The following is a 26,954-nucleotide window of genomic DNA, read 5'->3' on the forward strand; positions in this document are numbered from 1 at the left end:
ACCGATCTGGAAATAAAGAGACGCCGTGACCGCCTCCAACGACATCACCATCATCGGCGCCGGCCCGGCCGGGCTGATCGCGGCGGAAAGGCTGGCGCGAGGCGGGCGCAGGGTGGCGATCCATGAGCGGATGCCCTCCCCGGCGCGGAAGTTCCTGATGGCGGGGCGCGGCGGGCTGAACCTGACCCATGGCGAGGATTTCTTCGCATTTCTCGCCCGATACGGTCCGGCCCGCGGCTTCCTCAAACCGGCGCTGACGGCTTTCGGGCCAGCGGACCTTCGCGAGTGGGCCGAAGGGCTTGGCCAGAAGACCTTCGTGGGTTCGAGCGGCCGGGTCTTTCCCGAGAGCTTCAAGGCCTCCCCCCTGCTCCGGGCCTGGCTGGCGCGGCTCGACAGCCTTGGCGTCGAGTTCCATACGCGCTCGCTGTGGACCGGCTGGGACGGAGAGGGTGCTCTCACCTTTGCGCAGGCCGACGGGACGACGTTGAAGCTGATGCCGCAGGCCACCCTGCTCGCACTCGGCGGCGCATCCTGGCCACGGCTCGGGGCGGATGGTGGCTGGGTTCCGTCTTTGCGCAAGAGGGGCATCGACATCACCGACCTCGCGTCCTCCAACAGCGGCATCGAGATCGGCTGGAGCGCGGTCTTCCGCGAGAAATTTGCCGGCGAGCCCTTGAAGCGCATCGCCGCCGGCCTTGGCGGGGAAAGCCGCCGCGGCGAGGCCGTCATCACGGAGCAGGGCCTCGAGGGCGGTGTCATCTATGCTCTTTCGCGACCGATCCGCGAAGCGATCGCGGCGAGCGGTCACGCGCAGTTGTGGCTGGACCTGAGGCCGGACATAAGCGAGGATACCCTCGCAAAACTCCTAACCCGCCCGCGCGGTGGACAGTCGCTCTCGACCTTCCTGCGCAAGAGCCTGAAGCTTTCTCCCGCTGCCGTCAGCCTGCTCCGGGAGGCAACGGGCAACCGCCTGCCCGAGGGCAGTGCAGGGCTCGCCTCGCTGGTCAAGCGGGTGCCTCTTCTGGCGACCGGCCAGCGGGGACTGGACCGCGCGATCTCGACCGCCGGCGGCATCGCGCTGGATGAGATCGATGCCGGCTTCATGCTGCGCAAGCTGCCGGGGGTGTTCGTGGCCGGCGAGATGCTGGACTGGGACGCGCCGACCGGCGGCTACCTGCTGCAGGCCTGCTTCGCGACGGGCGTCGCGGCTGCGGCGGGCATGGCGCTGTGGCTGGGAAAGCGATAATCCCGGCGCGCGGACGTCCGTCCACTCATGAATCACTTCGGTAGACAACCATCGCAAACGTCTGATCTTGCGAGTGGATTCAGCCCGCCCTCAGCAGAGTCTCGCGATAAAGCGCCAGCAACTCCCGCCCCTTTACCGCGGTGCAGATCCTGTGGGCCGGCCGGCCGTCCCATTCGTTCGGCGGGAAGCCCACATGGGCGGGACGCTGGATGGTCTGGCCGAAGGCAAGGCCATCGCACACCACCTTGATTGGCCCGACACGTGTCTCGAACAGCTCTGGCGCCACCAGGTAGATCGCGGCCGAGGCATCGTGCACGGAAATGCCGGCCAGCCCCTTGTTGATGTAGAAATTTTCGTAGAAGCGCGAGATTTCCCAGGTGAACCTGCCGGCGTCGCCAGCCTCGGCGGCGAGTCGCTGCAGGTAGTCCCGCGACATCAGCACCTCATGGGTGACGTCGAGGCCGATGACGCTGATCGGCCACCGCGCGGCGAACATCTCCTCCGCCGCCTGCGGATCGCCGTAGATATTGGCTTCCGCGCATGGCGTGACGTTGCCCAGATGGCCGTTATAGCCGAAGGCGCCGCCCATGATGACGACATCCTTGACGAGGCCGGCGATCCCCGGATCCTCGCGCAAGGCAAGAGCCAGATTGGTCATGCGGCCGACGGCAAGCAAGCGCACCTCGCCGGGGTAGCGCCGCATGGTCTCTATGATGAAACGGTGCGCCGGCAGATCGACTGCCTGGACATCGATGTCGCCCGACAGTTCCACTTCGCCGAGGCCGTTCTCGCCATGCACTCCGCTCGCATGGTGGGCATCCTGCCCCGTCACCGGTCCGGCCGCGCCGCGCGCCACGGGCGCCGCGATGCCGAAGCGCTGCTTCAGGTAGAGGGCGTTTCGGGTGGTGATTTCAACGGAGGCGTTGCCGTGCCCCGTGGTGATGCCGATCAGATCTATGTCGGGGTGGTAGTGCAGGAAGAAAAGCGCCATGGCGTCGTCGACGCCGGGATCGGTGTCGTAGATGACTTTCTGGACAGGCATGTCTGGAAACCGGGAGGGGAAGAAAGGAAAGGCGTGGTCTGCGCCCGCGGGTAAGCGAAGTCAATGCTTGCCGGCGGCGTCTGGAGCACGGACATTCTGCCCGCCTCTGCCGTCGCCTGGAGCGCCATCCTTCCAGGATGCAGCGCGGATGTCCGGGCCAGCGCTCACGCATCCCACTCTGGAATCCTTATAAACTATTGAAAATAAATGATTTTTCCTTGAATCCCATGCTTCGTCGTGGTCATATGCGCCATGGCAATGCCGGGGCCTTGAACCCTGCGGATTGAAGGATGACACCATGCCACTGCCCAGCCCCGCCGTTGCACGGCCCGTCGGCTATCATGTCGACGCCCCTGCCGAGAACCTGCTGTTTTCCGTCTATCGCTGCTGGATGGCGGGCTTTGCCACAGGCGACGCAGCCTGCTGGGACATCGCCTGGGAGGCACTTGCAAAGGAAATGCCGGAAGACAACGCCAAGCCGCTGTTCGGCGAGTTCCATCACTTCGCCCGGACGCTGCGTGCCCATGCGACGACCGAGATCGGCTGGCGCCCCGCCGCCTGCCGGGCGCTCTGCCGCGACGAATGCCTGATCCTCGCCATGGTCGATGCCGCGCAGCGCGAGGACCGCGTGCAGCTTCTCACCGCCGCCTCCCATCTGCTGCGCAGCGAGGGCCTGCAGAGGGCGCTCGACGCCACCACGGCGCTCGCCAAGGCGATGGCGCGCGTGGGGCTCTTCATCGCGCCCGTGAGCGCCGGCGCCCTCGATGTCATGATGCGGATGAAGCCGCCCTCGGCGACGGCGCACTGAGCCCCTTCCTCCCTGGGCATCGTTCGAATCTCAAGGTAACGACACGCCGCGCCCGATTAGCGATCATTCCCGCATGGGTTTATAGTCCTTCTTCGGACGACGACCACGGGAGGGAAGTGCGATGGCACTCGTCGGCGCGGTGTTCCGGCGCATCTTCGCCGCCGAGCGACCATCGGTGTGAACATGCCGGATGCCTCGCTCGCTGCCCGGACGGGCGATGTTCTGGCCCGCGAAGTGAAGCGCGACGATCTTCTGAAGGCGCTGATCGTCGTCGGCCCTCTGGTGGTGGCCTATTTCCTTTCGCGCGAGCCGGCCCTTCTCAATCTCGGCCTGATCGCCATCTCGCTTCTCATTCCGGCCTTGAAGCTCCGGCTCCCGCCCAAGGCGGTGGCATTTCACTTCCTGGCGATCCTCCTCACCTTCGCCTTGCTCTTCCTCGCAGCCCCCGAGAAGGTCCTTTTCGTGCTGCTCACCGCCCTCGCCGGTTTCGCAGCCGTCGCGGTGACATGCTATGGCGAGGCCCTGCGCACCCTGGGCAACTGGGTATTCATCCCTGCCGTCTACCTTGCCTGCGAAGTGCGGGAGGGAATGGCACCGGGCGAAGCGATGCACCATGCGGGCGTCATCGCCGCGACCTCTCCCGTGGCGCTGGCCCTAGTCTGCGCGGTGCAGATCCGCGACGGCAGGCGCCGGACGCAGGCCACGCGCCCCGACTACGGCCCCCTCTCCGCCGACTGGCTCCTCTCCGCCTGTGCAACCGCCATGGCCGTGTTCGCCGCCGCCGCATTGGTGGAGATATTCGATCTTTCACAGGGGCAATGGGTAATCTGGTCGGCTGCGAGCGTCGTCGTGGGCGATCTTTCCGCATCCACGGACAAGCTGAAGCTCAGGGCGATCGGGGCGCTCGCCGGCGTGCCGCTTGGTCTTCTCGTCGGATTTGCCATGCCGGAAAGCAGGATCGGCTATTCCCTCGCCGTGCTCGGGGCCACGCTGACCCTCATCGCCTTCTCGCGCTACGTCGTTGGCTTCGGCCTGCGCTGCTTCTTCATCGCCCTGGCGGCTTCATTCGTAGGCGGCGCCAGCGGTATCGCCCAGGAGCGGGTGACGAACGTCCTCATCGGGGGAGCCTTCGGCCTCATCGCCGTGGCCCTCGTGGAAATCGGCCGGCGACGCCTTGGGCGAAAGCCCGCGCCCCAATCGGAAGTGCCGCAATGAGGCAGGGGTCCGCCGCCCGCACCGGATCGCTCCGAGAACATCACCATGCTATGAGGCTCGTCTCAACGGGTGAGTCCTCCATGCAGAATCCGGTCCGCACCATCGAACATCTCACGATTCCCATGGCCGACGGAGTCAGGCTTGCCGCACGACTGTGGCTGCCGGAGAACGCGGATAACGAGCCCGTGCCGGTGCTGCTGGAATATGTCCCCTACCGCAAGCGCGACGGCACCCGCTCGCGCGACGAGGCCATGCATGGCTGGTTCGCGGCGCATGGCTACGCAGCTATCCGCGTCGACATGCGCGGATCCGGCGAGAGCGAGGGTCTGCTGGACGACGAATATCTACCCATAGAGCAGGAAGACGCCTGCGCGGTGATCGCCTGGCTGGCCGCCCAGCCCTGGTGCGACGGCAAGGTCGGCATGATCGGCAAGAGCTGGGGAGGCTTCAACGCATTGCAGGTCGCAGCCCGCCGCCCTCCGGCGCTGAAGGCGGTGATCAGCGTCTGCTCCACCGATGATCGCTATGCAGACGATGTGCATTTCATGGGCGGCGCCCTCCTCTCGGACAATCTATGGTGGGGCTCGGCCATGATGGCCTGGCAGGCGTTGCCGCCGACCCCCTCGCTCTTCGGCGAGACGTGGAAGCGTGCCTGGGAGGAGCGCATCGACCACCTGCCTTTCTTCCCGGCCATCTGGGCATCGCAGCAGCATCGCAATGGCTATTGGGCGCAAGGCTCCATCTGCGAGGACTGGTCGCGCATCGAGGTCCCGGTCTTCGCCGTAGGCGGCTGGGCGGACGCCTACTCCAATGCCGTGCCGCGCCTGCTGGAGCACCTGCCGGGACCGCGGCTCGGCCTCATAGGCCCTTGGGCACACCACTACCCCCATCAGGGCGAGCCAGGCCCCGCCATCGGCTTCCTCGAGGAAGCCCTGCGCTGGTGGGATCACTGGCTCAAGGGCAGGGATAGCGGCATCATGGGCGAGCCGATGCTGCGCGCCTATATGCAGGAGCGGGGCAACTCGGAAGAAGGACGCAACGGACGCTGGATCGGCGAGGCCTCCTGGCCTTCGCGCCTGATCACACGACGCCCGATGTTCCTGTCACCCGGCCAGCTCTGGTGGCGGCCCGCCCCTTCCGCCGAACTCACCATCCGTTCCCCACTCTGGTGCGGCGCGAGCGCGGGCGAGTGGATGAGTTCCGGCTCGCCGGGCGAGGCACCGGCCGACCAGCGCTTCGATGACGGGCTGTCGCTCGTCTTCGATTCGAAGGAACTTGCCGACAGGACCGAAATCCTCGGCGCGCCCGAACTGGTGCTGGAGCTCGCCTCGGACGCGCCCACCGCCCAGATCTGCGCCCGCCTGTGCGACGTTGCGCCGGACGGCAGCTCCGAACGCATCTCCTATGCGATCCTCAATCTGGCCCACCGAGGCGGCCATGCCGAGCCGGCGGCGCTCCGGCCGGGTCGTTTCGAGGCCGTGCGGATCAGGCTGAACGATTGTGCGCATGCCTTCGCGGCAGGCCATCGCATCCGGTTGTCCCTTTCCACATCCGCCTGGCCGACCGTCTGGCCCGCACAGGATATGGCGACGCTGACGATCCGCACCGGCGAAGCCGCGCTCATCCTTCCCGTGCGCCGCCCGCGCCGGGAGGATGCCGCCCTGACGTTCGCCCCTGCCGGCAGGGGAGCGGTCGGAGCCGTCAGCCACCTCCGCCCCGCCAGGGCCGAGCGCAGCTTCAGTCTCGACCTCATCGGGGGCACGGCGCATCTGGTCGTCGACGGGGACGCTTTCGGCGGCGCTCCCCTGCGGTTCGAGGACATCGCCACCGACTTCGCCCACAAGCTGCGACGCGAATTCGCCATCCGCGACGGCGAGCCGCACAGCGCGAGCCAGACCGTCAACCATCACTGCACACTGACCTGCGATGGTATCGAATTCCGGATCGAGGCCGAGGCGCGCATGGTGGCGACACGCGAGGCCTTCGAGATCACGGCGCGGGTACAGGCTTTCCAGGACCGGCTTGAAATCGCGGAGCGGATCTTCAGCGAAACGATCCCGAGGGTGCTGGTCTAGCGCGGTCTTCCTTCAGACCGGGGTGATACAGGATCGCAAAATTCTGCTGTCATCAATACTTTGGTCTGGAAAAACGACACTGTCCGAATGCATTTTACGGTGGTGCGCTTTCACCCTTCGGATTGAGCGGCGGGACCACCGGTCCCGGCCACTGCAATGAGACCTGGAACGACGCCGTTGTGCGACGGAAACATGAAAAGCTTCAGTCCCTCGGTTTCGCCGTCATCCTTTATGGGGCCGGGACGCGCCACGGCGCCGCCCGACCCCATGAGTTTACAACCGTATACTTACAGTCTGGCTCACGACATCACGAAAGCGAACTTCATCCATTTGACGATGGAATCGATCTCGCTGTTGTCAGGCATTCGCAGCGGGCTCTGCCTGGGCGTGAAGCCACGCGAAAGTGCCGAGTCGGGATCGGCGAGCAGGACTCCTATGAAGGTGGAGGCCACGAGCCAACTGCCGAGTTCGCCGAGACGGTTACCGCCGCCCGCTTCCGCTTCGGCGAGAAGGTAGAACCAGAGCGGCGTGCGCTGGTGCAGGCCGGATGCCGAGCCCACGAGGAAGGCGGCGAGGGCCGGCTTGCTCGCCGCGAAGATCGTGCTGACATCCGCGATAGGCCCGGACTGCACGGCACCATGCTTCTTGAGATAGGCGTGGAGGGCCTGGCCCGTTGGCAGCCGCAGATTGTAGCCACGCCTCAGATTGCGGCGTGCCAGGTTCTTGAACAACTCCTTGAGCTGTTGGGTCAGGCTGGGATCGTTGCCTTCCTTGACCATGTCCCCGAGCGGTGGGGCGAGGCCGGTGTCGATCTTACGGGCGAGCCGGGCCGGCTGGCCGTCGGCGGCATCGTGCGGATTCGTGCCGAGGAAGCGTGACCAGTCGATCACCCAGTTGTGCGGAAGCCGCTTGTCGGCATCGAGCCGCCCTCCTCCCCCCGTAAAGCCGAAGAGCAGGTTGAGGGGAGCGGTCTGGAGAACATGGGCGGCGTCGGTTCCACGGCCGAAGCTACGGTTGTAGTCGTAGTCGGCACGCACCATCGAATGGCCGAAGCGATAGGCTGCAGCGGCGAATTCGAGCGGCAGTGCATTACCGAGGCGAGCACCGCTGCGACGGCCGTCGTATTCGGCCCTGAAGCGGAAGAAATGCGAGGCGCGATCGGCGACGACCGTGTCCACGACATTCGGATTGCATACGCCCTTCAGATAGCCCTCGACGATCAACCACTGGTAATGCAGGCGCGTGAGCATCTGCGCCGAGTTGAAATCGGCGATCCATCCCGTCTGGTGGCCCGAGAGATAGTCGACCGCCTTGTTGTGGAACCGCAGGAAACTGAGATGGAACTGCGCCACCACAAGGTTCTCGTCGTTGCGGGCGTCGCCGATGAGAGCCCGCTGCGGCAGCTTCTGCAGGAAAGCCTGCGCGTCGGCCGCCGGAAGAGATGCTTGCGCGAGCCGCTGCGCAGCGTCGAGCACGCCCTGCTGCACCTGGACATAACGGGGCAGGTCGCGATGTTCGTCGAGCGCGTCCGGCAATTGAGTGGGCCCGATGGCCGTGCCCACCCGCATCTTGTTGTGGAGGGTGGGATGACGCATGCCGGAGATGACCATGGCGACATCCGCCGATACACCCTCCCCGAAGGGAGAGCCGCCATAGACGCTATCGAGGTCGAAGCGCGGCGTGCGGGCGTTGCGCAGTTCCTTTTCGACCGTCGAGGCCGCTTGAGGGGGATGTGCGGTCGACACATTGGTGACGGCGCCCTCGCGATCGGTGCGCAGGGTAAGTTCATGGTCGAGGAACTGGCCCCAGTAGGTGAAGACCGGCGGCAGCGTAGAGTCCCCCGAGGGATTCTCCACGCCCGCATCGATCATCTTCTTGCCGAGTTCGTCGAGATCATCGACGGTCGACTGGGCTGCCGGCAGATAATTCTCGGGTGCGTCCAGCGGCGGAAAGAAATAGCCGAAGTCGGCCTGCTCATCGACGGCGATGTCGCCGCCAGTCGGAGCCAACCCCAGACGATTGGGCGAGTCGGCGGCTGGCTTGGCCTCCGCCTCCTTGCCACCATGCGACTTGAATACGATGGACATGTCATCTCCCTTCTGGATTCGCGGTTGAAGGTGGCTTGCCGATGGACGCGGATCGCCACGGCACAGCCGGTCCCGGCCGGCGACCAGGGTCCCCCTGGCCGGGTCTTCTTTGCCCACTGGGGCGAGGTCAGTGACTGGTCGGAGAGCGGGGCGGTGCCGCGCCATCGCTCCCGGAAGCAAGTCCAGGGATGGGGCGGCGAGACAGGGTGGGAGGATCATCACAGAACCTTCCCCGTCATATGGGCACCGCCCCCTTACGCTAAGGCAACAAGACTCGACGTATTTCTGAATTTGAGTAGGATTCTGGGCCAACAGTATTCAGTCCTGCATCACGAGATGCAGGTTTAACTGGAAGTCGATGCTCGATCGAAGAGGGTGTTACTTCGATTTCTGCAATCTATGATTGTAATCTATATAAATTGCGCGTGACAGTCCCGTGATTCTTCCAGGCCTCCCCTTCACTGCAATCATGAGAACTGTTTATTATTTGAAACAGAAGAAAGCGCGGGCCGAGGCTTCAGGCCTGTCCTCGTTTCCTGAGGTGCAGGCGAAAGCAGGCCCCCCTCTCGCTGTCCACGAAATCGATGCCCGAACCGCTGCCGGCAAGCAGCGAGCGGGCGATCGGGAGGCCGAGGCCGGTGCCTCCCCGGTCGCGCTTCGTGGTGAAGAAGGGTTCGAAGAGCCGTTCGCGATCCGCCAGCGGGACACCGGGTCCGTCATCGGAGACGGTGAGGTCCAGATGGCCGTCCTCGGCGGTGGCGATGATCATGATCCTGCCGGCGCCTGCCTGTCGGCTGTTCTCGATCAGCGTGGTCAGCACGGCTTCCAGCACCTCCAAGGGAACGCTGACGTCCGGGAGATCGGAAGCAAGACGGGTCACGATGTCGAAGCCGGCATCGCGCCGCGCATCGGCAATGCGATTGACGGCCTCGCTCACCGGCGTCGAGGACTCTTCGTCGGCATCCGCCATGTCGGCACGAGCGAGTTCGAGCAGGCGTGCCACCAGCCGTGACAGGCGCTCTGCGTCCCCCTGCGCATTTGCGATGAAGCGCTGGCGTTCCGCGGCGCTCATGGTGTCGCCATGCTCGTCCAGCAGTTCGAGCGCCCCCCGTATGCCGGTGAGCGGCGTCTTGAATTCATGGCTCATAGCGGCGGCAAAGTCCCGCAGATAGCGGGAGCGCTGGTCGATCTGCGTCGCCATGCGGCGGAAATTGTCGAACAGCGCGCGTATTTCGATCGTGGCGGTAGCAGGCGTGGGCGGAACCTCGCTCCCGCCGCGACCGACATGAGCACTGGCTTGCGTCAGCAGTTCGATGGGCCTGGCGATCGCGCGCGACAGCAAGCCGGCAAGGCTGACGATCACGATGACGATGATGGCGAAGCCAAGCGCGATCTTGCCGAGATCGTCATAGATGCCGCGAAACAGGGCGCGGGGGGAGCGCGAAAGCAGCAAGACTCCGACCGTCCTGTCATCGAGCATAATGGGCCGGGCATAGTGCACGCGGATGGCCGAGGCGCGGCTCAGCACCTCGAAGGCATAGCGAGGCTGGTAGTCGCCACGCCGCCGCAACAGGGATTGGGAACGGCCAGCCATGGCCGACTGCACTTCCGGAAGGAAGGCGTAGCTCTTGCCGAAGAAGGGCCCCTGCGAGAGAACGACCCCCCTGGCGTCCAGGATGAGGATGGCGGCCAGGGTCGTGCGTCGCGTCTCGGCAACCAGGGGCTCGATCTGCCTGGCGGCCGCCAGCGCATCCGGATCGGGACCCGGCGCGGCGTCTTCGGGCTGGGGACGCTGCGGCAGGATCGGCATCGTGTTGAGATCGATGGTCAGGGCGTCGGGCGTGAAATAGTCCGGTCGGGAGGCATCGCTGCGGCCATAGGAGCGCGACGCGTCGTCGTCCGGCGCTGGAGGCGGAATGGGTCCCTTCGGTCCAGGCCACGCAAGATCGAAGGCGGCGTCATAGGCGGCGGCCTGCGCTATCAACTCGGCTTCGGTCTGGCGTACCAGCACGTTCTCGTAGACGCGCAGGAAGATGGCGCCGAGCCCCGGCATCAGCGCAGTGAAGAGCAGTACCCCGAGCAGAATAGAGCGCAGGCGCAAGGCCGGCCAGTGCGCCTTGGCGGCGTTCTTGGCCCAGTGGATGGGTCCCGTCACGCCGCCTTGCCCGTACAGGCGCCGATGCGGTAGCCGATGCCGGCCCGGGTCTCGATGACATCCTCCGCACCGACGCCGGAGAACTTCTGACGGATGTGGCGGATATGGCTGTCGATGGTGCGATCGGTGATGGCAAAGCCCGGCCCGTGCAGGCGGTCGATGATCTCGTCGCGCGAAAACACCTTTGACGGCGTCGAGGCCAGAATCTGGAGGAGTTGGAACTCCTTCGCGGTCAGGCCCACCTCCTGGCCGGCCCATTGGGTGTGCCAACCCTCGGGGTCGAGATGCAGGAGCCCGCGCGCCAGTGCCGCCGCCGTCGTGGCAACGGGCGGCCTTGCGGCGGCCCGTTTCAGGATGACGCCGACGCGCGCCACGACCTCGCGGGGCGAAAAAGGCTTCACGACATAGTCGTCCGCACCCATTTCCAGGCCAAGGACACGGTCGATCTCGTCGTCGCGCGAAGACAGGAAAAGCACCGGCACGTCTTCATGCACCTTCAGGCGACGGCAGACCTCGAGTCCGTCCATCCGGGGCATGTTGATGTCTAGAATGACGAGATCGGGGGCGTGGCTGCGGGCCTTGGCCAACCCCTCCTCGCCGTCGCCGGCCTCGATGGTTGTCATGCCGGCCTTGGCGAGGGCGAAGGCCAGCAATTCGCGAATGTGGGGGTCGTCGTCGACGATCAGAATGGTACGCGGCATCAGGGATGAATGTCATTTCGAGGGTTGGGTGTCAAAGCCCGCCCCGACCGGCCCGGCAGGTCCACTTTCCCGCTTCCCGCCGGCGGCAGGCACCAGGCCTCATCCACGCATCGAGGATGAGGGCATGGCATCCAGCCAAGATCCAGGCGTCATAACGGAACGATGGGAGGCCGGTGCAGAAACGGTGCAGGGCCTGCTACTCGTCCGGCTCGAGCACCCGCGCCTCCTCGGGCAACATGATCGGAAAGCCCTCCCGAATGGGATAGGCAAGCTTGGCCGCGCGCGAGATGAGTTCCTGCTTTTCGGCGTCATACTCCAGCGTCGTCTTGGTCAGGGGGCAGACGAGCAGTTCCAGGAGTTTGGGATCGGTCAGCGGCGGGGGACGGTGGGGAGGAGGATTGGCCATGACATCCCTGCCTTATTGCAGCGGCGTATCCGAACCGTCGCCACCCTTGGCCAGATCGATCTGGGTAATGGCGACCAAGATTTCGGCGCGTTCACGCAGGCTCGCGGCCTCCAGCAATGCCTGCTTCTCACGACGGCCGAACGGACTCATCATCGAAAGCGCGTTGACGAGCGCCTCGTTGGGAGCCTCGTGGATCTCCTTCCAGTCGACCTGGAAACGATTGACGCTGAGATAAGCCTTGAGCGTGTCGATGAGCGCCTTCCGGTCGACCTCGTCCTCACCCGCGCGAGGGGTGAAATCCAGCGCGAAAGGCTCGGCCGTGATGCGGCATTGGCGATAGGGTGTATCGACCACCACTTCCTCGACGACCCTGAAACGCGAAATGCCGGTGAGCTGGATAAGGTAGCGCCCGTCCCCCGTCTCGGCGAATTGCGTGATGCGCCCCACGCAGCCGACCTGGAACAGCGGGGGCTTGTCCTCCGGCTCTTCACCTTCCGGCTGGATCATGCCGATGAGACGCGAGCCACGCAGGACGTCGTCGATCATTGCGAGATAGCGCGGCTCGAATATATTCAACGGCAATTGCCCGCGCGGCAGCAGCAAGGCTCCCGAAAGCGGAAAGACCGGAATGACGGAGGGCAGATCGGCCTCCGTCTGAAACAGCGGGTGCATAGAGCGGCTTTCCCCGAGCTTGCTGGCGCCCCGAAGGGTCAGGAGAACAGGATCGACGACAGGCGACGCCGGCCGTAGATCGTGCTTTCGTCCATGGGGCCCCAAGCCTCGAAGAATTGCACAAGTTGCTTGCGCGCGCCATCGTCGTTCCACTTGCGGTCCCGCCGCGCGATGTCGAGCAGTTGGTCGACCGCCTCCTCGCGCTTGTTCGCGGCGGCAAGGGCCAGGGCATAGTCGAACTTGGCCTGGAAGTTCTTCGGATCGGCCTCCGCCTGGCGGGCCAGCCCCTGGAGATCGCCGAGTTCGCTCGCCTGCTCGGCGAGTTCCACGGCGGCACGGGCGCTGGCGATCAGCGGGTCGCTCTCCTTGCCCTTGGGCACCAGGGACAAGGTGGCCTTGGCCTGTTCGAGTTCGCCGGCAGCTATCGCCACCCGGGCAAGACCGGCGATCGCCTTGAGGTTCTCGGGATCCTGTTCGAAGATCTGCGCGAAGATCTGCGCGGCTGCTTCTCCCTCGCCGTCCACGAGCAGGGCATCCGCCTCAGCCAGCATGGCTTCGGTATCGGGATCCCCGCCGGGCCCGGCGATGCGGCCGATGAATTCCTTGATCTGGCTTTCGGGGATGGCGCCCATGAAGCCGTCGACGGGCTGGCCCTTCGAAAAGGCGAAGACGGCTGGAATGGACTGTACGCCAAGCTGGCCGGCGATCTGGGGATATTTGTCGATATCCATCTTCACCAGCTTCACCTTGCCCTTGGCGGCAACGACCGCCTTCTCGAGCAGAGGCCCCAACTGCTTGCACGGTCCGCACCACTCGGCCCAGAAGTCCACCAGAACCGGCTGCTTCATCGATTCCTGGATGACGTCAGCCATGAAGGTCTGCGTCGTGGTGTCCTTGATCAGACCATTCGTTCCGGCAGCGTCGTTGCTCATCGCCAATACCCTAGAAGACATCGTTCACGGTTAGATGGGGGTAAATCGACGGGAAGGCAACCGTCAGCTTATGACGAGCCGTACGATAAAATAGAAAAGACGGCACTCCATGGCGCTCTGGAACAAATTGTACTTCGCGACCCATTTGATCCGATACTGTCGATCAATCATGAGTGGCGGCCGCAAACCCCGTCGTGGCGGCACAAGAGCCAAGTCCGAGCCAAGACAAATCCGCACGCTTTTCGTGGCACATCCCTGACAACGACAACAAATAAGCTTGGCCACCTTCACCATACAGTTAAAATATAACCTTCGTATTATATTATTTTATTTCGGAATCGTGCCTTATATATTGCCTGCATCCAAAAAACACACGGCGACAGGGAACATCAGAGCACTACAGCACGTAGTATAACACCTTCAGGGGATTACGGTGCGTAAATCTCCTTTTGGGCTAACCCGAAAAGAATTCAAATTAGCGCTCATTATATGAGATAAAAGAAAATCGTCAGCTGTCGTTCATTCAATGAGCCGATTCTGCGTAAATCGTTTTACTTTTTATGCAGATGCGTCACCGGATACATGACAACGAATACACGCAATGTATCGTCCCTGTGCCCATTGTTGCAGATCGCCGGGCAGCGAAGATCAAGAACAACAAGGGCAGACAGCACTGCAATTGCTAATCGTGAAACTAAAAGATTGACCGTCGGGATTTTGGGACAAAGCAACGCCGAAATTCAAGAGGCCTCACCATGAGTCATCCAGCCGATTTCAGGAACGGGGACGACCACCATGATCCCGACAGTTCAGATCTTGCGGTCGACTTTTCGCATTCCCGGAGCATCGTACTTCTGATCGAGGATCGCCCCTTCATGGGCGAGATTTTCTCCCGAGCCCTCATGGACGCGGATGAGGATATCGACGTTCGCATCGTCGGCAGCCTCGACGAAGCCGACCAGCCCGCTTCGCTCGCGGTACTGAGCTTCGTGCAACGCAGTTCCGATCCTCTCTTTATCGCCTTCCTCGTCCAGCGGCTGAAGATCCGGATCGGGTCCCTACCCCTGCTCGTCGTCACCGACAGCGCCGATCCGGCCGTAGGTGACGTGCTGGAGGAAGCCGGCGTCCGAAACTGGCTGACAGCCGCGATGGGCTTTGCCGCGGTGATAGCGGCCGTCCGGGACTCCCTGGCCCTGGCTCCCCGCACCGGGCCCGGATCCCAGGGATTTCAGGCCGGGCAAAGCCGTGCCGCGCGACGGCTGATGCCGGCGCAAAATCCGCGCTCCGAGATCCATCTGGCGCTGACCGAGCGGGAAATCGATGTTCTGGCGCTGCTGCAGAAGGGCAAGCAGAACAAGATCATCGCCCATGCCCTCAACATATCGGAGAGCACCGCCAAGGTTCACATCCGCAACATCATGCGCAAGTTCCACCTGCGCAACCGCACGGAGGTGGCCCTCATGTGCGGTGCGTCGATGAACCGGCCGGAGGACGTGCTGGTGGCGGCGCCCGGCCTGGACGGTGACCAGATGGGAATGCCCGCCATCATCTATTGAGCGCCGCGCGGGAGCCGGATCGATCAAGCCGCGTTGGAAACGGCCAGGATCTTCGGCTCGTGGCCCGTTGCCCTGAGGAATGCAACGAGATCCTCGCGCGCGATCGTGGTGGTCGCAGTATTGACGAGCGGATGATGATTGAGCTTGGCGTTGTCCAGCAGCGACTTGTCGAGCACCACCGTCACGCGCCCCTCCCCGTCGTTGATGGCCCCGAACGGCGTGACCGCGCCTGGCAGCACGCCCCAGACTTCGGTGAGAAGATCGGCCGAACCGAACGACACCTTGCCCTGCCCGCCGATGATCTCGTGGATGCGCTTGAGATCGACGGTCGCGTCCTCCTCCAGCACCACGAGGAAGAGGGATCCCTTGCGGTCCTTCAGGAACAGGTTCTTGGTGTGGCCGCCCTCGATCTGTCCACGCAACGCCTTCGAGTCCTCCACCGTATAGAGCGGAGGATGGTCGACGGTCGTCGTGGCAATACCGAGCTTGTCGAGGAAGGCGAAGAGGTCGTCGGGCGTCGCGGGCATGGGAATCTCCGGAAGAGGCTCCTGACTAAAGCGGCGGCGCACGAGGCGCAAGACAGGGCGCGTATCACACAAAAAGGGCCCCGCCATCGCGGAGCCCCCAAAGCAGGCCGGTCGGAACCGGATCAGAACTTGTAGTTCACCCCGGCGCGCACGGTATGCATCGCAACGTCCGGCTTGGCTGTGATGCGGCTGATGTCGTCGCTGGTCGGCTTGTCGATCGTCTTGCCCTTGCCGAGATCGACGTAGAGATACTCGGCGCGCAGCGTCCAATTCTGGGTGAGCGCATATTCGACGCCGCCCCCGACAGTCCAGCCGAACCGCGTATCCGAACCCGACATGGACTCGCCGGGAACGCTGAGCTTCGACTTCACCTCGCCGTAGGCCAGACCGCCGGTGGCATAGACGAGGAAGCGGTCAAAGGCATAGCCGCCGCGCAGGCGGGCCGTGCCGTACCAGTCGACCTTGGTCTTCAGCGTGATCGGATTGTCGTCATCGCCTATCGCATGGGCGGTGGAGTCGATGCCGGAATATTGAAGATCCGCCTCCGCACCGACGACCCAGTTCTGGTCGAACTGATAGTTGTAGCCAAGCTGGCCGCCGCCGATGAAACCGCCGGCCGTATCCTTCACCTTGCCGAAGCCGCCGCCTACCGCAAAGCCGATTGCCCGCGTCAGCGGTGCCGGGGCGGCGGTCGGTATCGCCCTCAGATCCGTGTCGAGCGTGCCGCGGCCGTACCCGGCGTTCAGGCCCATGTAAAAGCCGGTCCAGGTGAAGACAGGCTCGATTACGGGAGCCACCGGCTCCACGGGCCTCGGCGCCAAATCCGCGGCGAATGCCGCCACCGGCATGAAAACAACTGCGCCAGCAAGCATAACATTCTTTAGAACTTGCATTTTAATCCTTCAGCACTCGGTACTTTATTGTCGCCTTAATTCGAGATACCCGCTCATCAGCATAAATCCTATGATATAAATGCAACAGTCTGTGTTTATTTAAGCGAAACACCCGAACTATACTTAAAGAACATAGTTAATAGGTTAATTTCGGAATCGAAAAACCTCACCGTGGGGCGATGGTGCAACCGACACCTTCAGGTCCGCTCCAGGGTGGCCAGAATCAAGAACAGCGTTCCCTTATCGGGCAAAATCGCGTAAAGGAGCGCCGTCGCAGAGACCTTGACCCTCTGTCGGACAAGAGGTTGCCATGCTGAACTCGCTCGACCTGCCGCGCCGGCCGCAGGATACCCGCGTCGTTGTCGCCATGTCCGGGGGCGTCGACTCCTCCGTATGCGCCGCTCTTCTCAAGGAGCAGGGCTACGATGTGATCGGGGTGACGCTGCAGCTCTACGACCATGGCGCCGCCGTGCATCGCAAGGGCGCCTGCTGCGCCGGCCAGGACATCCACGACGCACGCGAGGTTGCCGACCGCATCGGCATTCCCCATTACGTGCTCGACTATGAAAGCCGCTTCAAGGAGGCGGTGATCGACCGTTTTGCCGAGTCCTACGTGGCGGGCGAGACGCCGATCCCCTGTGTCGAGTGCAATCAGCGCGTGAAGTTCCGGGACCTCCTCGGCACGGCCCGCGATCTTGGCGCCGACGTACTCGCCACCGGCCACTACGTCGCCAGCCGCGCCGTCGCCGATGGACGCGCCCTCTTCCGCCCGCGCGACGCCGAGCGCGACCAGAGTTACTTCATGTTCGCAACCACCAGGGAGCAGCTCGACATACTGCGCTTTCCGCTCGGCGACATGACCAAGCCCGAGACGCGCCAGGCCGCCGAGCGCTTCGGCCTGTCGGTGGCCGCCAAGCCCGACAGCCAGGACATCTGCTTCGTGCCTTCGGGGCGCTATGCGCAGGTGATCGAGAAGCTCAAGCCCGGCGCCGCGCGGCCCGGTGACATCGTGCATATCGACGGCCGCGTGCTTGGCCAGCATGCGGGCGTGATCCATTTCACCATCGGCCAGCGCAAGGGCCTGGGTGTCGCGACCGGCGAGCCGTTGCACGTCATCAAGCTCGACGCCGAGGGCGCGCGCGTGATCGTGGGCCCGCGCGAGGCGCTGGCGACCCGCAGCGTGGCACTGCGCGACGTCAACTGGATCGGCGACGGCGCGCTGCAGGATCTTCCGGCCGACGGGCTGGAAATCGCGGTTCGCGTACGTTCCACCCGCGCGCCCAAGCCGGCGCTGCTCCGTTTCGGGACGGATGGCCCCGCGATCGAGCTTGCGGAAGCCGAGGACGGCGTGTCCCCCGGCCAGGCAGCGGTCTTCTACGATCACGCCGACGGCCAGGCCCGCGTGCTCGGCGGCGGCTTCATCAAGGGAGCCCGGCCGCAGGCCGTCTTCGCCTATGGCGGACAGGCGGCTTGAAGCTCGCCATAGTCGCCAGCCCCTGCCGCCCCATCTCTTCGCTGCCCACATTGATGGCGTGTGCGAAGCATTGCATTAGGGTATTGTCTGGCAAGTCATAACCTTCCCTGCTAGGGAAGGCATGAATGAGACGAGTTCGAGCGGCGTGGTGCGATGGCAAGAGACCTTGATCCTTACAAGCTGTCTTCCCCGCGGATCTTCTTCATCCGTATGCTGGTCTTCCTTATCCTGGCGGCTTGCGTCGCCGCCGTGCTCTATCGTCAGCTCTTCGATGCCTTCATGGCCAATCCCGGCCTCAACGGCCTAATCATCTTCACGCTGCTGCTGGGCATCGCATTCGGGTTCCGGCAGGTCATCCGCCTCATTCCCGAGGTGCGCTGGGTAAACGCCTACCGCCTGCGCGATCCGGGCCTGGAGTTGCGCGACCAGCCCGTGATGCTTGCGCCGATGGCCACGCTTCTCGGGGACAAGGTCGGCAGGCGCTCGATCTCGCTCTCCACGCTGCGTTCCATCCTCGAATCGATCGGGATGCGCCTTGACGAGCAGCGCGAGATCTCGCGCTACCTGACGGGCCTGCTCGTCTTTCTCGGCCTGCTCGGCACCTTCTGGGGCCTCATCGAGACCGTGGGCTCGGTGGGCAACGTCATCAATTCGATGTCGGTGGGAGGCAGCGATGCCTCCACCGTGTTCGAAGGCCTGAAGAGCGGCCTCTCGGCCCCGCTCAAGGGCATGGGCGTGTCGTTCTCGTCCTCGCTCTTCGGCCTCGCCGGCTCGCTGGTGCTCGGCTTTCTGGACCTTCAGGCAGGCCAGGCGCAGAACCGTTTCTACACCGAACTGGAAGACTGGCTCGCCGCGACCGTCACCGACATCGAGGCGGAAGGGCTTGCCCGCGGGGGTTCGGATGCGGAAATGGCCGCGATCAAGACGGCAATCGAGCGCATGGCCGACGGCTCTCGCGAGGCCGGTTCCGGCCGCACCGCGACTGCCGCCATGGCGCAGCTCGCGGAAGGCATCCAGGGCCTAGTGCAGCACATGCGCTCCGAGCAGCAGATGATACGGGACTGGGTGGAGAGCCAGGCCGAGCAGCAGCGCGACATCAAGGCCGTGCTGCAACGCTTGACGCAAGAGCGTGAGAGGAACTGATGGCGCTCAGTCGCGGCCGTCGTCGCAGCGAAGGCATAAACTACTGGCCGGGCTTCGTCGACGCCCTGTCGACGCTGCTTCTTTCGATCATCATGATCCTGTCGATCTTCGTGCTCGGCCAGTTCTTCCTGTCGCAGGAAGTCACCGGCAAGGACGAGGCATTGAACCGGCTCAATGCGCAGGTTGCCGAACTCTCCCAGCTCCTGGCTCTGGAGCGCTCGAACGAACGCAACGCCCAGGAGCAGCTCTCCGTTCTGAACGCCAGCCTCGACAAGTCCAACAACGAGAAGGGCCGACTGCAGGGGTTGCTCGACGCGGCGCAGAGCGATGCCGCCGCCGCTAATGCCAATAGCGGCCAGGTACAGCAGATCCAGGGCGAGCTCGACAGCCAGAAGCGCCTTTCCGGCCAGGCGTTGGCCCAGGTCGATCTCCTCAACCAGCAGATCTCCGCCCTGCGCCGTCAGATCGCAGCGCTGGAACAGGCGCTTGACGCCTCCGAATCGAAGGACCGCGAGAGCCAGACCAAGATCGCCGATCTGGGTTCGCGCCTGAATGCGGCACTGGCCCAGCGCGTCCAGGAGCTGTCGCGCTACCGTTCCGACTTCTTCGGCCGCCTGCGCGACGTGCTGGGCAACCGGCCCGACATCCGCATCGTCGGCGACCGCTTCGTCTTCCAGTCCGAGGTGTTCTTCCAGCCTGGCCAGGCCGCGCTCCAGCCCGAAGGCAAGGCCGAGATCGACAAGCTCGCGGCCGCCCTCCTCGACCTCCAGGACAAGATTCCCAACGACATCCCCTGGGTGCTACGCGTCGATGGCCATACCGACGACCGGCCGATCAACTCCCCGCAATTTCCTTCGAACTGGGAATTGTCGGCCAGCCGCGCCATATCCGTGGTGCAGTACCTGATCTCCAAGGGAATCCCCGCCCAGCGCCTCGTCGCGGCTGGCTTTGGCGAATTCCAGCCGATCGACACCTCCGGTACCGAGGAGGCTCGCACCCGCAACCGGCGCATCGAATTGAAGTTGACGGAGCGATGACACCGGCCTTCGTCACCCTCCGGGCGGCGGAGCCGCGTGACGAAGCTGCGATGCGAACCCTGTGGTGCGAAACCTGGGCTGCGACCTATCCCGCCTTCGACTATCAGGCACGCTGGCCGAACATGTGGCTGAAGTGGAAGGAACTGAAGGCGGAGATCCATGTGGCCACGCGCCGGCACGACCTTGTCGGCATGCTCGTGCTGGTACCGGTGAGCGACCAGGCCATGCTGCTCGAACAGATCGTCCTCGCGCTGGGCGAGCAGGGCTCGGGCACGGCGCATCTGCTGATGAACGTTGCCAAGCAGAAGACCGGCTTGATCCTCAAGCTCTCGGTGAATGCCTTCAACAAGAGGGCGATCCGGTTCTACGAGCGCGAAGGCTTCGTCCGCACGGCGAGCGGAGTGAACGTCGCCTCGGGCCTGGCGACCTATGACTATGAGTGGCGGCGATAGCGGCGGCTGCCAGGCGATGTCGCCGAAGGAAGAGGCGGACGAAGACGTCCGCGGTCCCAGGCGTAGTGCTCCTCCAAGTAAGCCCTGCATGTGATCCCGGGTCCATCGGCTTCACAAGCGGCCCCGAGACGCCACTCCGCGAAGGAAGCGCCGTGGCCTCGAAAGCCCTTGTTACGCTTGAAAATAATTTTTGAAACATTTGGTGCGAGCCTTCTGGCATAATTGGTTCAGGTAATCTCGAGGTTGACCGATGAGTCGCAAATATTTCGGCACGGACGGCATTCGCGGCCGCGCCAACAGTTTCATCACGCCTGAACTCGCCATGAAGGTCGGCATGGCCACCGGCCTTGCCTTCCAGCGCGGCGAGCATCGCCATCGCGTCGTCATCGGCAAGGATACTCGCCTGTCCGGCTACATGATCGAAAATGCCCTGGTCGCCGGCTTCACCGCCGTCGGCGTTGACGTGATGCTGCTCGGCCCGATGCCGACGCCCGCCGTCGCCATGCTCACCAATTCGCTGCGCTGCGACATCGGCGTGATGATCTCGGCCTCCCACAACGCCTATGACGACAACGGCATCAAGCTGTTCGGCCCCGACGGCTTCAAGCTGTCGGACGAGACCGAGCGCACCATCGAAGCGCTCATCGACACCGACCTTTCCTCCCGGCTCGCCGGTTCGCGCGATCTCGGCCGCGCCCGCCGTATCGACGACGTGCGTGCCCGCTACATCGAATTCGCCAAGCGCACGCTGCCGCGGCAGCTCCGCCTCGACGGCCTGCGCGTTGTGGTCGACTGCGCCAACGGTGCCGCCTACAAGGTGGCTCCGGAGGCGCTGTGGGAACTCGGTGCCGACGTGATCCCGATCGGCGTCGAGCCGGACGGCTTCAACATCAACAAGGATGTCGGCTCGACAGCTCCGGAAGCGCTGTCGAACAAGGTTCGCGAGTTGCGCGCCGATATCGGCATCGCCCTTGACGGCGACGCCGACCGCGTGGTGATCGTCGACGAAAAGGGTCATATCGTCGATGGCGACCAACTGATGGCCGTAGTGGCCTCGGCGTGGCAGGAAGACGGTCGTCTCACCCAGCCCGGCATCGTCGCCACGGTCATGTCCAATCTCGGGCTGGAGCGCTATCTGGGCGGCCTCGGCCTGATGCTCGAGCGCACCGCCGTGGGCGATCGCTACGTGCTCGAACGCATGAGATCGCAGGGCTACAATGTCGGCGGCGAGCAGTCCGGTCACATCATCCTCTCCGACTTCGCGACCACGGGAGACGGCCTTGTCGCCGCGCTCCAGGTGCTGGCGGTACTGAAGAAGGCGGACAGGCCGGTGAGCGAGGTATGCCACCGCTTCGACCCGCTGCCGCAGATCCTGAAGAACGTGCGTACGCGCGGCGGCAAGGTGCTCGACGATCCCAAGGTGACCACCGCCATCGAAGGCGCCCGCAAGCAGCTCGGCGATTCCGGCCGCCTCGTCATACGCCCCTCCGGCACCGAACCCGTGATCAGGGTGATGGCCGAAGGCGACGACCGCAAGAGCGTCGAAAGCGCTGTCGACAACGTGATCGAGGCGATCTCGAAGGCGGCCTAGAGCGTTTTGTGTTTTGACGGAATCGGCAAAACGCAAAGACGCGTCGAAAAACAAAGAGTTAGAGAAAAGCGGCGTTTCTACCTAGACGCGCTTTGCTCTAGCGCTCCGGTTGCCAGGCATTCTCCCCTGGGATCGCAGGCATCTTTGCCTGCCTTCCGGAAATCGTGCGTGAGTGCGGACGGGGTACGGACGCGGATACCTGCGACGCCATCAAAAATGCGGCTTTCGCTCCCCGATCCGCACCGCGAGCGGCGGTGTTCCCACGCATACCGCCTCGGCCATCTGCCCGATCTTTATCGGGTGAACGCCGGTCGTGGCGCCGGCGGAGATTACGTCGCCCTTCCTCAGCCCTCGCCCACGCGTGGCGAGATGGTTGACGAGAAAGAGGCACGCATCGAAGGGACCGCCATTGGGGCCGAAGGCGGCCCCATCGCCGACGAGGGCGCCGCCGATGAGCGTCTGCGTCCTCAACGTCTGGAGCGCACCGTCCCGCCAGCCCTCTATCTCGGCGCCAAGAGCGATGGCGGTGTTGTTGCCGAAATCCGAGATCACGGCCATGGGGCCGATATCGTTGATGGTCGGCAAGGGCGAACCGGCGATCTCCATGGCGACATGCACGCTGGCGATATGGGCTAGAAGGTCTCCCATGGCCCAGGGCCCGGGCCTCGGTGCGATATCGGATCCGATCATCACGCCGATCTCCGTCTCCACCGCGATGAAGCCGTCGCGGATCACCGCGACCTCCCCCGTCTCGCCGGGCGCGAGGAGATGGACACCGCGCGAGAAGACCGGGCCCGACAGGCGGGCAGCAAGGAAGCGCTCACGCAGATCCGGATGTATGGCCGCGACCTTCCAGCCCCTCACCTCATCGGGCCACAGGCCGATGGCTTCCTCCTGGATGGCATAGGCCCCAGCAAGCGTTTCCGGCAGCGAGCCCGGAAACTCGGGAAGCGGGCGCGCCTCTCGACGGGCGGCGTGGAAGCGTTGGGCGATGGACTGCATGTGACCTCCACGTTCTCCGCTATGCCTTGATCCTGTAGCCCGTGCGGAAGATCACCGCGATGGCGACGAGGCATAGAGCCATGAACACCAGCGTCATGCCGAGGCTCACCCCGACGTCGACATCCGAGATACCGTAGAAGCTCCAGCGGAAACCACTGACGAGATAGACGACCGGATTGAACAGCGTGATCTTCTGCCAGAGTTCCGGCAGCATCGAGATCGAATAAAAGCTGCCGCCCAGGAAGGTCAGCGGCGTGACGATCAGCGTCGGAACGATCTGCAGCTTCTCCCAGCCGTCCGCCCACACCCCGATGATGAAGCCGAACAGGCTGAAGGTCACCGAGGTAAGGACGAGGAAGGCGATCATCCATAGCGGATGCTGGATCGAGAAATCGACGAACAGACGGGCCGTGACCAGGATGATGAGCCCGAGCAGCACGGATTTGGACGCAGCCGCCCCGACATAGCCGATGACGATTTCCACCACGGAGACGGGAGCGGAAAGCACCTCGTAGATCGTGCCGATGAACTTCGGCATATAGATCCCGAAGGAGGCATTGGAAATGCTCTCCGTCAGGATCGCCAGCATGATCAGGCCGGGCACGATGAAGGAGCCGTAGCTCACCCCGTCGATCTCGTTCATGTGGGCGCCGATGGCCGAGCCGAACACGATGAAATAGAGCGAGGTCGAGATCACCGGCGAAGCGATGCTCTGCAGGAGCGTGCGGAACGTGCGGGACATCTCGAAGACGTAGATCGCGCGGATGGCATGGATATTCATCAATGCGTTCCCACCAGGCTGACGAAGATGTCCTCCAGCGAGGACTGGCTGGTCTGCAGGTCCCTGAAGCCGACACCCGCCTCGCCGACATCGTGAAGCAGGCGGGCCAGGATCTCGGGATCGTCCTTGGCGTCGAAGGTGTAGATGAGCTGGTTGCCGTTGTCCGCGATGTCTAGACGATAGGTGTCGAGCGCCTGCGGCACCCGTTCGAGCGGGTGCTGGAGGGTAAGCGTGAGTTGCTTCTTGCCGAGCTTACGCATGAGCTCGGCCTTGTCCTCGACCAGGATGATCTCGCCCTTGTTGATGACGCCGATGCGATCGGCCATCTCCTCGGCTTCCTCGATGTAATGGGTGGTCAGGATGATCGTGACCCCGCTTTCCCGAAGGGAGCGCACCATTTCCCACATGTCACGCCGCAGTTCGACGTCGACACCGGCCGTGGGTTCGTCGAGGAAGAGGATGCGCGGCTCGTGCGAGAGGGCCTTGGCGATCATCACACGCCTCTTCATGCCGCCGGACAAAGCATTGATCTTGCTGTCTCTTTTGTCCCAGAGCGAGAGGTCGCGCAGGATCTTCTCCAGAAAGGCCGGATTGGGCGGCTTGCCGAAGAGGCCACGGCTGAAGCTCACCGTCGCCCACACCGTCTCGAAGGCGTCGGTCGACAGCTCCTGGGGCACGAGGCCGATCTTGGTACGGGCGGCCCGGTAGTCCCTGACGATATCGTGGCCATCAGCGAGAACGCTGCCGCCCGAGGGGTTGACGATGCCGCAGATGATCGAGATGAGCGTCGTCTTGCCGGCACCATTGGGGCCGAGCAGCGCGAAAATCTCGCCGCGGCGCAAGGTCAGGTCGATGGTTTTCAAGGCCTGGAAACCAGACGCGTAGGTCTTGCTGACGCCCGCGACGACGACGATGGCGTCCTGCGCGGACGGCGTGTTGTTCGCTTTCATGATGCCTCCGTGGGCGGATGTGGCCGCTTTCTCCGGGGAACGCAACAGCGTTCACGTTTCATTAGGGTTAACAAAGGTTTAAGACATGCTGGCTCACATTGCGGCCGAAGACCCGAAGTGAGTCGCCTCGCAAGCCGGCGGCCAAGGAATGAGAATGCGCCGCTTCGCCCTGCCTCTCCTCGCCGGCCTGGCCGCCGCCCTCCCGCAGACGGCGGCGCGGGCCGGCCTGCTGCCGCCCCTCCCCTCGCTCGACCAGGTGAACGGCCTGGACGACGCGCAGAGCGGGGCGAACTGGTATCTTCGAGGCTCCGCCGGCGTCAGCTTGCCGGGTAGCCCGGGATTGCGTCCCTTCGCGATCCCCGGCGCCGGCACGAGAGGTGAGGATCTCAAGACCGGCTGGAGCGCGGGGGGCGCTTTCGGCTATCAATGGGGCTGGCTTCGCACGGACGTCTCGCTCGATTATCTCGCCGCTCGCGATTTCTCCGAACGCTTCGCCGGTACCTGCGGCAAGGCCTGCGCCGGGGCGCTTGGCGGCAGGTTCAGCGCCGTGCCGGTGCTTGCCAACGTCTACTACGACATCGGCACCTGGAAAGGGCTGACACCCTATCTCGGAGCGGGGCTCGGCGCGGCTCGCCTGCAATGGGACGACCTCAAGCTGGCCGGCCAGTGCATTGGTCCCTGCCCGTCCGCTTCGGGCCGCAACGCATGGCGCTTCACCTGGCAGGTCGGCGCCGGGCTGAGCTATGCGGTGACCGAAAAGATCTCAGTGGATGCGGACTACCGCCTGCTGAATCTCGGCGAGGCGGGAGCAGGATCGACGGCCAAGGGCAATATCGCCGCCGATACGATCTGGGATAACGAACTTCGCATCAGCCTGCGGTACAAGCTGAACTGATCCCCAGCATGGAATAGTCCGTCCTGGGATGGCAGGCACCTCGCCTGCCTTCCATCTTCCACCGGGCTGCTCGCCTCCTGGAGAACCGGCAAGACACTGGCCGCCCGAGGACCGGGTGACGGTTGCCGAGCGCACGCCGCTTCCCCTTGCCGGATGGCGAACTCTTCGGCTACCACTTTCCGTCCGACAAATTAGCCCGGCAAGGAATGTGGCATGGCCTCCGTGGATGTCATCGACGTCAAGAAGTCCTATGGGGCGCAGCAAGTCATCCACGGTGTTTCGATCAGCATCAAGGATGGCGAGTTCGTGACTCTCGTCGGCCCCTCGGGCTGCGGCAAATCCACCCTGCTGCGCATGATCGCCGGGCTCGAACCCATCACCGACGGCGGTCTCAAGATCGGCGAGCGGTTCGTCAACGACCTGCCGCCGCGCGACCGCGACATCGCCATGGTGTTCCAATCCTACGCGCTCTATCCGCACAAGACGGTGGCGGAAAACATGGGCTTTGCCCTGAAGATCCGCAAAACCCCGAAGGCCGAGATCGACGAGCGCGTGAAGCGGGCAGCCGAGATCCTGGACCTGGGTCCCTATCTCGGCCGCTATCCGCGCCAGCTCTCGGGCGGCCAGCGCCAGCGCGTGGCCATGGGCCGCGCCATCGTGCGCGCGCCGCAGGTCTTCCTGTTCGACGAGCCGCTCTCAAACCTCGATGCCAAGCTGCGTGTGCAGATGCGGGCCGAAATCAAGGAACTCCACCAGCGCCTGAAGACGACGACGATCTACGTCACCCATGACCAGATCGAGGCCATGACCATGGCCGACCGCATCGTCGTGCTGCATGACGGCATCATCGAGCAGATCGGGTCACCGCTCGAGCTCTATGACCGCCCGGCCAATCTCTTCGTCGCCGGCTTCATCGGCTCGCCGGCCATGAACATGATCAAGGGCCGGCTGGAGAAGAGCCCCGTGCCGCGCTTCGTCACCGACGATGGTGTCGAACTCCCCGTCGCCGGCGTCCCCGACGGCAGCGAGGGCAAACGCGTCGTCTATGGTATCCGGCCCGAGCATTTCTCGCTTGGCGGCCCGCTGGAGGCGACTGTCAGCGTGGTGGAGCCGACCGGATCGGAAACCCAGGTCTTCGCGCATATCGGCGAGCAGAAGCTGCTCGGCGTCTTCCGCGAACGCGTGACGGTTGCTTCGGGCGAGCCTCTGGCGCTGACTCCGGCGCTCGACGCGGTACATCTGTTCGATGCACAGACCGGGCTGCGGTTGAATTGAGGCTCGCGAGGAAGCGAGCTGTTCTCGTAATTGGTCAGA

At 64.1% G+C, this 26,954-nt stretch carries 24 protein-coding genes; 12 read left to right on the forward strand and 12 right to left on the reverse strand.

The window, feature by feature from the left end; all coding sequences use genetic code 11:
- The first annotated feature begins 25 nt into the window (after positions 1 to 25).
- Complete coding sequence (locus tag AC6H34_RS02995; RefSeq protein ID WP_497537863.1) at positions 26 to 1,246, forward strand: BaiN/RdsA family NAD(P)/FAD-dependent oxidoreductase; 1,221 nt, start codon at positions 26 to 28, stop codon at positions 1,244 to 1,246.
- Between the two features lie 79 nt (positions 1,247 to 1,325).
- Here AC6H34_RS02995 and AC6H34_RS03000 read toward each other — a convergent pair whose 3' ends face one another.
- Positions 1,326 to 2,288 carry a nucleoside hydrolase gene (locus AC6H34_RS03000; protein WP_497537864.1) on the reverse strand — a complete coding sequence of 321 codons (963 nt, stop codon included), beginning with the start codon at positions 2,286 to 2,288 and terminating at the stop codon, positions 1,326 to 1,328.
- A 298-nt stretch (positions 2,289 to 2,586) separates the two neighbouring features.
- Between AC6H34_RS03000 and AC6H34_RS03005 the strand changes: the two genes are divergently transcribed.
- The 3 genes from AC6H34_RS03005 to AC6H34_RS03015 all read left to right on the forward strand — a co-directional run bounded on the left by AC6H34_RS03005 (position 2,587) and on the right by AC6H34_RS03015 (position 6,386).
- Positions 2,587 to 3,096: a hypothetical protein gene (locus AC6H34_RS03005; protein ID WP_448146223.1), complete on the forward strand. Its 510-nt coding sequence runs from the start codon at positions 2,587 to 2,589 to the stop codon at positions 3,094 to 3,096.
- A gap of 183 nt (positions 3,097 to 3,279) precedes the next feature.
- A complete protein-coding gene (locus AC6H34_RS03010; protein WP_497537865.1) occupies positions 3,280 to 4,311 on the forward strand; it encodes an FUSC family protein in 1,032 nt (343 codons plus the stop codon).
- An 80-nt stretch (positions 4,312 to 4,391) separates the two neighbouring features.
- Entirely contained in the window at positions 4,392 to 6,386 is a 1,995-nt protein-coding gene (locus tag AC6H34_RS03015; protein WP_497537866.1) for a CocE/NonD family hydrolase, read from the forward strand.
- Between the two features lie 299 nt (positions 6,387 to 6,685).
- Here AC6H34_RS03015 and AC6H34_RS03020 read toward each other — a convergent pair whose 3' ends face one another.
- From AC6H34_RS03020 to trxA, 6 genes are all read right to left on the reverse strand, one after another.
- The gene (locus AC6H34_RS03020) at positions 6,686 to 8,473 is read right to left on the reverse strand and encodes a peroxidase family protein (protein ID WP_497537867.1); all 1,788 of its coding nucleotides are present in this window, start codon (positions 8,471 to 8,473) and stop codon (positions 6,686 to 6,688) included.
- A gap of 517 nt (positions 8,474 to 8,990) precedes the next feature.
- On the reverse strand, positions 8,991 to 10,628 hold the full coding sequence (locus tag AC6H34_RS03025) for a sensor histidine kinase (RefSeq protein WP_497537868.1): 1,638 nt from the start codon (positions 10,626 to 10,628) through the stop codon (positions 8,991 to 8,993).
- Positions 10,625 to 11,329: a response regulator transcription factor gene (locus AC6H34_RS03030; RefSeq protein WP_448146218.1), complete on the reverse strand. Its 705-nt coding sequence runs from the start codon at positions 11,327 to 11,329 to the stop codon at positions 10,625 to 10,627. The genes AC6H34_RS03025 and AC6H34_RS03030 overlap by 4 nt, the downstream gene beginning before the upstream one ends.
- 196 nt (positions 11,330 to 11,525) lie before the next feature.
- On the reverse strand, positions 11,526 to 11,735 hold the full coding sequence (locus AC6H34_RS03035; protein ID WP_448146217.1) for a Trm112 family protein: 210 nt from the start codon (positions 11,733 to 11,735) through the stop codon (positions 11,526 to 11,528).
- Between the two features lie 12 nt (positions 11,736 to 11,747).
- Positions 11,748 to 12,407 (reverse strand): LON peptidase substrate-binding domain-containing protein, encoded by a 660-nt coding sequence (locus AC6H34_RS03040; protein ID WP_497537869.1) that lies wholly within the window; start codon positions 12,405 to 12,407, stop codon positions 11,748 to 11,750.
- Between the two features lie 38 nt (positions 12,408 to 12,445).
- A complete protein-coding gene (gene trxA / locus AC6H34_RS03045; RefSeq protein WP_497537870.1) occupies positions 12,446 to 13,339 on the reverse strand; it encodes a thioredoxin in 894 nt (297 codons plus the stop codon).
- 755 nt (positions 13,340 to 14,094) lie between these two features.
- On the opposite strand from trxA, the gene AC6H34_RS03050 reads away from it, so the two are divergent.
- Positions 14,095 to 14,895 carry a helix-turn-helix transcriptional regulator gene (locus tag AC6H34_RS03050; RefSeq protein ID WP_497537871.1) on the forward strand — a complete coding sequence of 267 codons (801 nt, stop codon included), beginning with the start codon at positions 14,095 to 14,097 and terminating at the stop codon, positions 14,893 to 14,895.
- A gap of 23 nt (positions 14,896 to 14,918) precedes the next feature.
- Here AC6H34_RS03050 and AC6H34_RS03055 read toward each other — a convergent pair whose 3' ends face one another.
- Positions 14,919 to 15,422, reverse strand: a complete 504-nt coding sequence (locus AC6H34_RS03055; RefSeq protein WP_448146213.1) for a prolyl-tRNA synthetase associated domain-containing protein — start codon at positions 15,420 to 15,422, stop codon at positions 14,919 to 14,921.
- A gap of 122 nt (positions 15,423 to 15,544) precedes the next feature.
- The gene (locus AC6H34_RS03060) at positions 15,545 to 16,270 is read right to left on the reverse strand and encodes an outer membrane protein (RefSeq protein WP_497537872.1); all 726 of its coding nucleotides are present in this window, start codon (positions 16,268 to 16,270) and stop codon (positions 15,545 to 15,547) included.
- A 355-nt stretch (positions 16,271 to 16,625) separates the two neighbouring features.
- On the opposite strand from AC6H34_RS03060, the gene mnmA reads away from it, so the two are divergent.
- The 5 genes from mnmA (at position 16,626) to glmM (ending at position 22,012) form a co-directional block, all read left to right on the forward strand.
- Positions 16,626 to 17,789 carry a tRNA 2-thiouridine(34) synthase MnmA gene (gene mnmA, locus AC6H34_RS03065; RefSeq protein ID WP_497537873.1) on the forward strand — a complete coding sequence of 388 codons (1,164 nt, stop codon included), beginning with the start codon at positions 16,626 to 16,628 and terminating at the stop codon, positions 17,787 to 17,789.
- A 153-nt stretch (positions 17,790 to 17,942) separates the two neighbouring features.
- Entirely contained in the window at positions 17,943 to 18,932 is a 990-nt protein-coding gene (locus AC6H34_RS03070; RefSeq protein WP_448146210.1) for a flagellar motor protein MotA, read from the forward strand.
- Positions 18,932 to 19,969, forward strand: coding sequence for a peptidoglycan -binding protein (locus AC6H34_RS03075; protein WP_448146209.1), 1,038 nt, complete (start codon positions 18,932 to 18,934; stop codon positions 19,967 to 19,969). The genes AC6H34_RS03070 and AC6H34_RS03075 overlap by 1 nt, the downstream gene beginning before the upstream one ends.
- On the forward strand, positions 19,966 to 20,421 hold the full coding sequence (locus AC6H34_RS03080; protein ID WP_448146208.1) for a GNAT family N-acetyltransferase: 456 nt from the start codon (positions 19,966 to 19,968) through the stop codon (positions 20,419 to 20,421). Before AC6H34_RS03075 ends, AC6H34_RS03080 begins: the two co-directional genes overlap by 4 nt.
- A gap of 250 nt (positions 20,422 to 20,671) precedes the next feature.
- Complete coding sequence (gene glmM / locus AC6H34_RS03085) at positions 20,672 to 22,012, forward strand: phosphoglucosamine mutase (RefSeq protein ID WP_448146207.1); 1,341 nt, start codon at positions 20,672 to 20,674, stop codon at positions 22,010 to 22,012.
- Between the two features lie 210 nt (positions 22,013 to 22,222).
- Here the strand turns inward: glmM and AC6H34_RS03090 are convergent, their stop codons facing one another.
- The 3 genes from AC6H34_RS03090 to AC6H34_RS03100 are packed head-to-tail and all read right to left on the reverse strand — an operon-like array spanning position 22,223 to position 24,745.
- Positions 22,223 to 23,014: a 2-keto-4-pentenoate hydratase gene (locus tag AC6H34_RS03090; RefSeq protein ID WP_497537874.1), complete on the reverse strand. Its 792-nt coding sequence runs from the start codon at positions 23,012 to 23,014 to the stop codon at positions 22,223 to 22,225.
- 19 nt (positions 23,015 to 23,033) lie between these two features.
- A complete protein-coding gene (locus tag AC6H34_RS03095) occupies positions 23,034 to 23,795 on the reverse strand; it encodes an ABC transporter permease (protein WP_448146205.1) in 762 nt (253 codons plus the stop codon).
- Positions 23,795 to 24,745 (reverse strand): ABC transporter ATP-binding protein, encoded by a 951-nt coding sequence (locus AC6H34_RS03100; RefSeq protein WP_448146204.1) that lies wholly within the window; start codon positions 24,743 to 24,745, stop codon positions 23,795 to 23,797. The genes AC6H34_RS03095 and AC6H34_RS03100 overlap by 1 nt, the downstream gene beginning before the upstream one ends.
- Positions 24,746 to 24,899: 154 nt before the next feature.
- Between AC6H34_RS03100 and AC6H34_RS03105 the strand changes: the two genes are divergently transcribed.
- The gene (locus tag AC6H34_RS03105; RefSeq protein WP_497537875.1) at positions 24,900 to 25,640 is read left to right on the forward strand and encodes an outer membrane protein; all 741 of its coding nucleotides are present in this window, start codon (positions 24,900 to 24,902) and stop codon (positions 25,638 to 25,640) included.
- Between the two features lie 213 nt (positions 25,641 to 25,853).
- On the forward strand, positions 25,854 to 26,915 hold the full coding sequence (locus AC6H34_RS03110) for an ABC transporter ATP-binding protein (RefSeq protein ID WP_448146202.1): 1,062 nt from the start codon (positions 25,854 to 25,856) through the stop codon (positions 26,913 to 26,915).
- Positions 26,916 to 26,954: the final 39 nt, after the last annotated feature.

This window comes from Labrys sp. ALF-8, assembly GCF_059699065.1.